Origin of the sequence: Poseidonocella sp. HB161398 (assembly GCF_005870025.1) — a bacterium.
In the GTDB taxonomy this organism is placed as follows: Bacteria; Pseudomonadota; Alphaproteobacteria; order Rhodobacterales; family Rhodobacteraceae; genus Mangrovicoccus.
In genome coordinates this window covers 81,520-89,912 of the sequence record NZ_VATA01000027.1, presented here as the reverse complement: position 1 = coordinate 89,912, position 8,393 = coordinate 81,520, and the positions used below count along the sequence as shown (strand labels likewise).

At 69.3% G+C, this 8,393-nt stretch carries 10 protein-coding genes; 4 read left to right on the top strand and 6 right to left on the bottom strand.

Going from position 1 to position 8,393, the window contains the following annotated elements:
• From argF to FGX59_RS20370, 3 genes are all read right to left on the bottom strand, one after another.
• On the bottom strand, positions 1-747 hold a 747-nt coding region (argF, locus tag FGX59_RS20380; RefSeq protein WP_138468963.1), incomplete at its 3' end, for an ornithine carbamoyltransferase.
• 12 nt (positions 748-759) lie between these two features.
• Positions 760-1,947 (bottom strand): aspartate aminotransferase family protein, encoded by a 1,188-nt coding sequence (locus FGX59_RS20375; RefSeq protein ID WP_138468962.1) that lies wholly within the window; start codon positions 1,945-1,947, stop codon positions 760-762.
• A 305-nt stretch (positions 1,948-2,252) separates the two neighbouring features.
• Positions 2,253-3,056, bottom strand: a complete 804-nt coding sequence (locus FGX59_RS20370) for an ABC transporter permease (RefSeq protein ID WP_240722605.1) — start codon at positions 3,054-3,056, stop codon at positions 2,253-2,255.
• 156 nt (positions 3,057-3,212) lie between these two features.
• Between FGX59_RS20370 and FGX59_RS20365 the strand changes: the two genes are divergently transcribed.
• The gene (locus FGX59_RS20365) at positions 3,213-3,818 is read left to right on the top strand and encodes a GcrA family cell cycle regulator (protein ID WP_138468961.1); all 606 of its coding nucleotides are present in this window, start codon (positions 3,213-3,215) and stop codon (positions 3,816-3,818) included.
• Between the two features lie 64 nt (positions 3,819-3,882).
• Here FGX59_RS20365 and FGX59_RS20360 read toward each other — a convergent pair whose 3' ends face one another.
• A complete protein-coding gene (locus tag FGX59_RS20360) occupies positions 3,883-5,010 on the bottom strand; it encodes an SRPBCC family protein (RefSeq protein WP_138468960.1) in 1,128 nt (375 codons plus the stop codon).
• Between the two features lie 176 nt (positions 5,011-5,186).
• Here FGX59_RS20360 and rimO point away from each other — a divergent pair, with 176 nt between their 5' ends.
• Positions 5,187-6,560 carry a 30S ribosomal protein S12 methylthiotransferase RimO gene (rimO, locus tag FGX59_RS20355; RefSeq protein WP_171060745.1) on the top strand — a complete coding sequence of 458 codons (1,374 nt, stop codon included), beginning with the start codon at positions 5,187-5,189 and terminating at the stop codon, positions 6,558-6,560.
• Positions 6,561-6,718: 158 nt separating this feature from the next.
• Positions 6,719-7,024 (top strand): hypothetical protein, encoded by a 306-nt coding sequence (locus tag FGX59_RS20350; RefSeq protein WP_138468958.1) that lies wholly within the window; start codon positions 6,719-6,721, stop codon positions 7,022-7,024.
• Here the strand turns inward: FGX59_RS20350 and FGX59_RS20345 are convergent.
• Positions 6,978-7,712: a M48 family metallopeptidase gene (locus FGX59_RS20345; RefSeq protein ID WP_138468957.1), complete on the bottom strand. Its 735-nt coding sequence runs from the start codon at positions 7,710-7,712 to the stop codon at positions 6,978-6,980. The genes FGX59_RS20350 and FGX59_RS20345 overlap by 47 nt on opposite strands.
• Before the next feature lie 166 nt (positions 7,713-7,878).
• Between FGX59_RS20345 and FGX59_RS20340 the strand changes: the two genes are divergently transcribed.
• Entirely contained in the window at positions 7,879-8,112 is a 234-nt protein-coding gene (locus tag FGX59_RS20340) for a hypothetical protein (RefSeq protein WP_138468956.1), read from the top strand.
• A 5-nt stretch (positions 8,113-8,117) separates the two neighbouring features.
• Here the strand turns inward: FGX59_RS20340 and FGX59_RS20335 are convergent, their stop codons facing one another.
• On the bottom strand, positions 8,118-8,348 hold the full coding sequence (locus FGX59_RS20335; RefSeq protein WP_138468955.1) for a DUF167 domain-containing protein: 231 nt from the start codon (positions 8,346-8,348) through the stop codon (positions 8,118-8,120).
• Between the last annotated feature and the right edge of the window lie 45 nt (positions 8,349-8,393).

Sequence of the window (8,393 nt, the reverse complement as noted above, 5' to 3'; positions counted from 1 at the left end):
GACCTGGTAGGGCGCCAGCAGGTTGTGGCGCCGCTCGCGGGTCTCCTCGCCGTCATGCATCGACACCCAGGTGTCGGCGACGATCAGGTCGGCCCCCTCCACCGCGCGCTCCGGGTCGCGCTCGATGGTGATCTTCGCGCCATTGGCGCGCGCCTCCTCGACATAGGCCGCATCCGGGTCGAGCGTCTCGGGCCCGGAGAAGACCAGTTCGAAGCCGAACTGGGTGGCGGCATGGATGAAGGAGGCGCAGACATTGTTGCCGTCGCCGGTCCAGACGACCTTGCGGCCGCCGATCGGGCCGCGATGCTCCTCGAAGGTGAGGATGTCGGCCATGATCTGGCAGGGATGGCTGCGGTTCGTCAGGCCGTTGATGACCGGCACGGTGGCGTATTCCGCGAGCTCCAGCAGGGTGTCCTCGCCGAAGGTGCGGATCATGATCAGGTCGACATAGCGGCTGAGCACGCGCGCCGTGTCGGCGATGCTCTCGCCATGGCCGAGCTGCATCTCGGAGCCGGTCAGGACCATGGTCTGCCCGCCCATCTGGCGGGTGCCGACATCGAAGGAGACGCGGGTCCGGGTGGAGGGCTTCTCGAAGATCAGCGCCACCATGCGCCCGGCCAGCGCCTGCTCGGAATCCGGGGTGCCTTTCGGCAGCCCCTTCCGCGCGGTCTTCATCTTCGCCGCCAGATCCAGCATGGCCCGCAGGTCCGCCGGAGACGTCTTGTGGATGTCCAGGAAGTGCTTCATCGTTACCAAACCTCAGGCGCTCGCGGCCGTGTCCCCGGCCAGCGCGCCGGCAGCCCGGTCCAGCCGCGCCACCGCCTCTGCGATATCCCCGTCGGGAATGTTCAGCGCGGGCAGCAGCCGCACCACGTTGTCGGCCGCCGGAACCGTCAGCAGCTCCTCGGCCTGGGCCGCGGCGACGACGTCCGCCGGGGCGACCCTGCATTTCAGCCCGATCATCAGCCCGGTGCCGCGCACCGACTCGAAGACGTCCGGATGCGAGGCGACGAGCCCCTCGAGCCCCTGGCGCAGCAGGCCGGCCTTGCGGTTGATCTCGACCAGGAAGGCCGGGTCGGAGACGATGTCGACCACCGCCGCGCCGATCGCGCAGCCGAGCGGGTTGCCGCCATAGGTCGAGCCATGGGTGCCCGCGGTCATCCCCGCGGCCGCGTCCTCCCTGGCCAGCACCGCGCCGAGCGGGAAGCCGCCGCCGATGCCCTTGGCGGACATCATGATGTCGGGCGCGACGCCGGCATATTCATGCGCGAAAAGCCGGCCGGTCCGGCCCATGCCGCATTGCACCTCGTCGAAGATCAGCAGCGCCCCGGCCGCGTCGCAGAGCGCGCGCAGCTCCCTGAGGAAGGCGTCGGGCAGGACGCGGATGCCGCCCTCGCCCTGGATCGGCTCGACGATGACCGCGGCGGTGTCCTGCGAGATCGCCGCCTTCATCGCCTCGATATCGCCGAAGGGCAGATGCTCGAAGCCGGGCATCAGCGGGCCGAAGCCCTTTACCATCTTGTCGCCCCCGGCCATCGCGATGGCGCCGGTGGAGCGGCCGTGGAAGGCGCCCTGCATGGCGATGATCTGCTCGCGCGGGGCGTCCTTGGCATAGTGGTACTTCCGCGCCATCTTGATGGCGAGCTCGGCCGCCTCGGTGCCGGAATTGGTGAAGAAGACGGTGTCCGCGAAGGTCAGCTCGACCAGCTTGGCGGCCAGCCGCTCCTGCTCGGGAATGGTGTAGAGGTTCGAGACATGCCACAGCTTCTTCGCCTGGGCGGTCAGCACCTCGACCAGCTCCGGCGCGGCATGGCCGAGCGCGTTCACCGCGATCCCGGCGCCCATATCCAGGAATCGGCGACCATCGGCCTCGACCAGCCAGGACCCTTCGCCGGAGACGAAGGACAGCGGGAGCCGGGAATAGGTCGGCAGAACGGACGGGATCATGGTCGTGGTCCTCTTCAGGAAGCCCAAGGGGTGCCCGAGGGCGGAAAGACTGTCAATGGGAGAGGGGGATGCACGGACGTTTTGCCCTGCATCCGGACAGGACGGCTCAGACGCTGGCGCGTCGGCTTCGGCGCGTGGCGCGCAGGGAGGGAGTCGGTCCGGTCATGAGCGGGCGCATACACCGGATCCGCCGGGCAATCCAGAGGTTTTCCGTCCCGCGCCAGCCACGCGCGCCCGGGGAGGGGGCCGGGGAGGGGGCCCCCCCCCCTCCCCGGCCCCCTCCCCCGCCTCTGCCGGAGCTCCGCTCAGGGCTTCAGCCGGTGGCCGATCCGGAACCAGTACCAGCAGAGCGCGCAGAGACCGGCCGAGGCCGCCCCGCAGACCCCGAGCCCGATCCAGGGAGAGCTGTCGGACACGCCGAGGATTGCATAGCGCGCGCCGTCGATCAGGTAGAAGATCGGATTGACATGGCACAGCGCCCGCATCACCGGCGGCAGCACCTCGATCGAGTAGAAGGTCCCCGACAGGAAGGTCAGCGGCGTGATCACGAAGTTGGAGATCACCGACATCTGGTCGAATTTCTGCGCGTAGATCGCGCCGACGATGCCGAGGCTGCCCATCAGCACCGAGCCGAGCACCAGCACCAGCGCCAGCCAGACCGGATGGGCCAGCCCGGTGCCGAGATAGGCCGTCATCAGCGCGAGAACCGGAAGCGACACCAGGAGCCCGCGGGCCAGCGCGCCGGCCAGGTAGCCCGCCAGCATCTCGCCCGCAGAGAGCGGCGGCATCAGCGTGTCGACGATATTGCCCTGCACCTTCGCCACGAGGATCGAGGAGGAGGTGTTGGCGAAGGCGTTCTGGATCACCGACATCATCAGGATGCCCGGGGCGATGAAGTTCAGGAAGGGCACGCCCATCACCTCGCCCCGCCGCGTTCCCAGCGCCAGGCCGAAGACGGCGAGAAAGAGCACGGCGGTGATCAGCGGCGCCATCACCGTCTGCGACCAGACCGCCATGAAGCGGCGCGTCTCGCGCTCGGCGAGGGTCGTCATGCCCAGCCAGTTGACGCGGCCGAAGCGGCGGGTTCCCATCTGCCGGGTATTGTCCATGACTGCGGGCTCCCTTAGATAGTGGCGCGGCCTTGATCCGTCGCGCGGGTTGATACCCGCCATCGAAACGATATGATAGGGGCTTCCGGCCGAAGATCGCGCCGGACCCGGCCGGATGCGACCCGGCCCGCCCTGACACCAGAAGTGGAACCGCGAATGTCCTGGACCGAAGAACGCGTCGAGCTGCTGAAGAAGATGTGGTCGGAAGGCCAGAGCGCCAGCCAGATCGCCAAGGCTCTGGGCGGCGTGACGCGCAATGCGGTGATCGGCAAGGTTCACCGGCTGGGACTGTCGAACCGAACCGGCGGCGCGGGCACCCCCCCGAAGCCCGAAACCAAGCCTGCCGAAGCCCAGGTCACCGAGGCACCGAAGATGGAAGCACCCAAGGCCGCCGCGCCCGTGGCGGAACCCGAAATCGAGGCGGAAGCGCCGAAACCCCGCGAGGCAGTCGCCTCCGTGAAGATCCCCGTCCCCGCCACGCGCAAGCCGATCGTGCCCGCGGGCCAGCCGCTGCCGCCGCAGCCCTCGGCCAACGAGATCAGCCCCGAGGCGCTGGCCTCGCAGCGCGAGGTCGAGAAGAAGGCCAAGCGGCTGACGCTGATGGAACTGACCGAGCGGACCTGCAAATGGCCGATCGGCGATCCGGCCACGGACGACTTCTGGTTCTGCGGCCTGCCCACCCAGCAGGGCAAGCCCTATTGCGAGGCGCATGTCGGCGTGGCCTTCCAGCCGATGTCCTCGCGCCGCGACCGCCGCCGCTGAGGCGGCCTGCCCCGGGGGCTCCCGCCCCCGGATCCCCCGGCTGCCGCCCCGGCCCCGGCCGTCGCTACTCTGCCGGGATCCGCGCCGAGATCCAGCGGGCGAAGTCGTAATTCGGCCGCTCCAGATGCGACAGCGCCCCAGGCCTGGCGAAGCGGCTCTGCAGCCCCTTCCAGACCCGCTCGGTGCAGCCCCGGTCCTCTTCGTTCACCTCGTCGAGCAGCGTCTTGAGCGCCGCGAAATGCGCCTCCGCCTCCGGATCGGCCATGAAGTCCGGCGACAGCCCGCCGCCATAGAGGATCTTCACGTGATCCGGCCCGTCGGGCATCAGCGACAGGTACCAGAAATATCCGGGCGTCAGCGTGATCAGCAGCGACGGATAGAGCGCCAGCAGCCAGGTGCGCCGCCGGTCCTCGCCCTCGAGCACCGTGTTCGACGGATGCGCCAGCGCCAGGGGCACCCGCTCGTCCTTCAGGATGTGGTGGTAGTTGAAGCCCGGATAGCCCTCGGGGCAGACCATCTCCGACAGTTTCGAGGCGCCGCCGATCGTGCCGGAATGGCACATCGGCAGGTGGTAGCTCTCCATGAAGTTCTCGGCGAGGATCTTCCAGTTGGTGTTCCAGCGGTGCTCTTCGCGGAAGGTCTCGGTGTAGCGGCCCATGTCGAGATAGCCCACGAGGTCGTCGAGCCCGGCGAAGACCTCGTCGGGGCCGGGCAGATCCGGGTCGAGCGCCAGCATGATCCAGCCCTTCCAGTCTTCGGCGCGGATCGCCGGCAGGCGGGTGTCCTCCTTGCAGAAGCTGCCGTTCCTCTCCATCGCCGGGGCGCCGCGCAGCGAGCCGTCGAGATTGTAGCTCCAGGCATGGTAGGGGCAGGTGATGACGCGGGCATTGCCGCGGCCCTCGAGCAGCACCGACATGCGGTGGCGGCAGACATTCGACATCGCCCGCAGCTGCCCGTCGCGGTCGCGCAGCACGATCACCGGCTCGCCCGCGATCTCCAGCGTCAGGAAGTCCCCCGGGGCTGCCAGCGTCTCGGCGCGCCCGGCGCAGATCCAGCTTTTGGCGAAGATCCCGGCCTGCTCCTGCGCGAGGAAATCGCGCGAGGTATAGACCGAGACCGGCATCGCCTCGGCCCGCTCGAAGGGCGTGGCGGCATTGCGGGCCAGTTCGGCGGCGGCGGACAGCTCGGACATGCGGGGCTCCTGGACAGACGCGATCACGGACGCGACCACCGGCCCGATCCGGGCCGGAGCCTGCGGCGCCGCCCGCCCCTGCGGCAAGACGGTTTTTCCTCAGCATGGCTTAGGCGGGGACAAAGCGCGCGCGGCGCCTCTTCCCGCAGCGCGCCGGATGCTCTATGTGCGGCTCCATGTCCCAGAATCCCCCGAACCTCCGCCCGGACCTTGCTCCGAAGGGCCGCTTCGACGAGCCCGCCCGCCCCGGCCAGCCGACCATCGGCATGGTCTCGCTCGGCTGCCCCAAGGCGCTGGTGGACAGCGAGCGCATCCTGACGCGGCTGCGCGCCGAGGGCTACGCGATCTCGCCCGACTATTCCGGCGCCGAAGCGGTGATCGTCAATACCTGCGGCTTCCTCGACAGCGCCAAGGCGGAAAGCCTGGAGGCGATCGGCGAGGCGCTGCGCGAGAACGGCAAGGTGATCGTCACCGGCTGCCTCGGCGCAGAGCCCGACTACATCACCGGCGCGCATCCCAAGGTTCTGGCCGTGACCGGGCCGCACCAGTACGAGCAGGTGCTCGACGCCGTCCATGGCGCGGTGCCGCCCGCCCCGGATCCGTTCATCGACCTGCTGCCCGCCAGCGGGGTCAGCCTGACGCCGCGGCATTACAGCTATCTGAAGATTTCCGAGGGCTGCAACCACAAGTGCAAGTTCTGCATCATCCCCGACATGCGCGGCCGGCTGGCCTCGCGTCCGCACAAGGCGGTGATGCGCGAGGCCGAGAAGCTGGTCGAGGCCGGGGTGCGCGAGCTCCTCGTCATCAGCCAGGACACCTCGGCCTATGGCACCGACTGGGCGGAGCGGCCGTCGAAGGCGCCGATCCTCGATCTGGCGCGCGATCTGGGCACGCTCGGCGCCTGGGTGCGGATGCACTATGTCTATCCCTATCCGCATGTGCGCGAGCTGGTGCCGATGATGGAAGCCGCGCAGTCGGGGGGCGGCGTCCTGCCCTATCTCGACATCCCGTTCCAGCACGCCCATCCCGACACGCTGAAGCGCATGGCGCGGCCCGCCGCCGCCTCGCGGACGCTGGAGGAGATCGCCGCCTGGCGCGCCGCCTGCCCTGACCTCACCCTGCGCTCGACCTTCATCGTCGGCTATCCCGGCGAGACCGAGGCCGAATTCCAGCACCTGCTGGACTGGATGGACGAGGCCCAGCTCGACCGGGTCGGCTGCTTCCAGTACGAGAACGTCAAGGGCGCCCGCGCCAACGACCTGCCGGACCATGTGCCCGCCGAGGTCAAGCAGGAGCGCTGGGAGCGCTTCATGGAGAAGGCCCAGGCGATCTCCGAGGCGAAGCTGGAAGCCAAGGTCGGCAAGGTGATCGAGGTGATCGTCGACGAGGTCGATGCCGAGGCCGCCACCTGCCGCACCAAGGCCGACGCGCCCGAGATCGACGGCAACCTCTTCATCGACGAAGGGTTCGAGGCGCTGAAGCCCGGCGACATCGTCACCGTCGAGGTGGACGAGGCCGGCGAATACGACCTCTGGGGCCGCCTGGCCTGACGCATCGGGGCCCCGGCCGCCGGCCCGGGCCTCCAGGGCACCGTCCCCGCAGGACTGTGCCATAAGGCACCGACACCCATCCCTCCCTAGGGTAAAGCGGACCCGCGGCAGGCGCCGGAGGGTCCGGCCCGTCCTGCCGGGCAAGGGAGGTTGGCCGAATGCAGCTGCTGGAGCAGGCGGGACTTGGCGAGATCCTCGGCGTCGCGGGCTTCGCGCTCTACGCGCTGGCCTATGCGGCGCTCAGCCTCGGGCGGCTGACCGGCGACAGCGCCGCCTTCTACGCGCTCAACGGGCTGGCCGCACTGGCGGTGCTGGCGAGCCTCGGGATGGATTTCAACCTCGGCTCCGCCCTGATCCAGATCTTCTATCTCGGCGTCAGCCTCGCCGGCCTGCTGGCGCGGCTGCGCCGGGCGGGCGCTACTGCGCCGCCTTCAGCCGCGACATCGTCGCCTTCACCGCGCTGATCCGCTGGGCGTTCGGCGGGTGGGTGCCGAGGAACTGGTCGCCGGGATCGCGCGCGCGGCTGAAATAGCCGATCCCCACCACCGGGTCGTAGCCCGCGTAATAGGCGATCTGCGCGCCGAGGCTGTCGGCCTCCAGCTCGAAATCCTTGGAATAGACGCGCGAGCCGGCAAAGGCGCCGATCTGCTGCGCCGAGGCGATCGAGGAAGATGTCCCGCCAAGCGCCGCCGCCGCCATCCCCGCCGCGATCGCCGCGGCCTCGGTGCTGTTCTGCTGGCGGGCGATATGGTCGGAGATATGGTGTGCCGCCTCGTGCGAGATCACGAAGGCCAGCTCGTCGGCATTCTCCAGATCGTCGATCAGCGTCTGGTTCACCACCAAGAGCGGCTGGCCGTTCGCCAGAAGCGTCTGGTAGGCGTTGGCCGGCTTCGACGGGTCGCGGTCCAGCTCGATGCGGAAATCGCAGTTGCGCTGGCCCGGGGTCGAGCGGCACATGCTCTCGGCCACCGGCTCCACGCGCGCGACGACCGTGGCGAAATCCTTGCCCGCGGGCGCCGGGGCGGGCGTGCCCTGGACGGTGGGGACCGCCACCCTCTGGCCGGTCTGCGGGACAGTCGTCACCACGCAGCCCTGCAGCGCCATTGCCGCCCCCAGCAGCAGCGCCAGCCCGGCCGATCTTCCTACGCGCATCCATGCCTCCTCAAAAGCCGTTGCAATATCTAGCGGCGGCGGCTGGGTCAGGCAAGGCACGCGGCCGTGACCTTCCGCCATCCGCCGCAGCTCCGCGCCTGCCAAGCGGGTTTCCACCTGCCCCGGCCCGCGCTAGCCTGAAGCTGCAAAAGCGGAGGGTTTCCCCATGTTCACCATCGAGCACGATTTCGACGCCACTGTGGTCACGCTGGTCGACGAGGGCCAGAAGCACCTGCAGGAGGATGTCATCGTCTCCGCGCTCGACGACTGCGTGACCATCGCCCAGTACGACCCGGTCCGGCGGCAGGACAACCTGATCACCCTGTCGATGGCGCAGCTCGCCGATCTGCGCGCCGCGCTCGACCTGCCAGAGGGGATGTACCGCGTGGTCGAGAAATAGCCGCGTCAGACCCGCTGGAAGGTCTTCTCGCGGGATTTCCCGCCGCGGATCAGCCGCAGCGCCGTCTTCGGCAGGCCGAGATGCCTGGCCAGCGCCTTCTGTACCTCGGCATTGGCCTTGCCGTTCTCGGGGGCGACGGTGACATAGACATGCAGCCCGCCCTCCGCGGCTTCGGTGATCCGCGCGCGCGAGGCCTTGGGCGTGACCTTCACGGTAATGGTGTCGCCTGTCTCCATGCCCTCTCCTGCCCTGCGCGCGGGGTGCGGCGCAAGTGCTTCGCG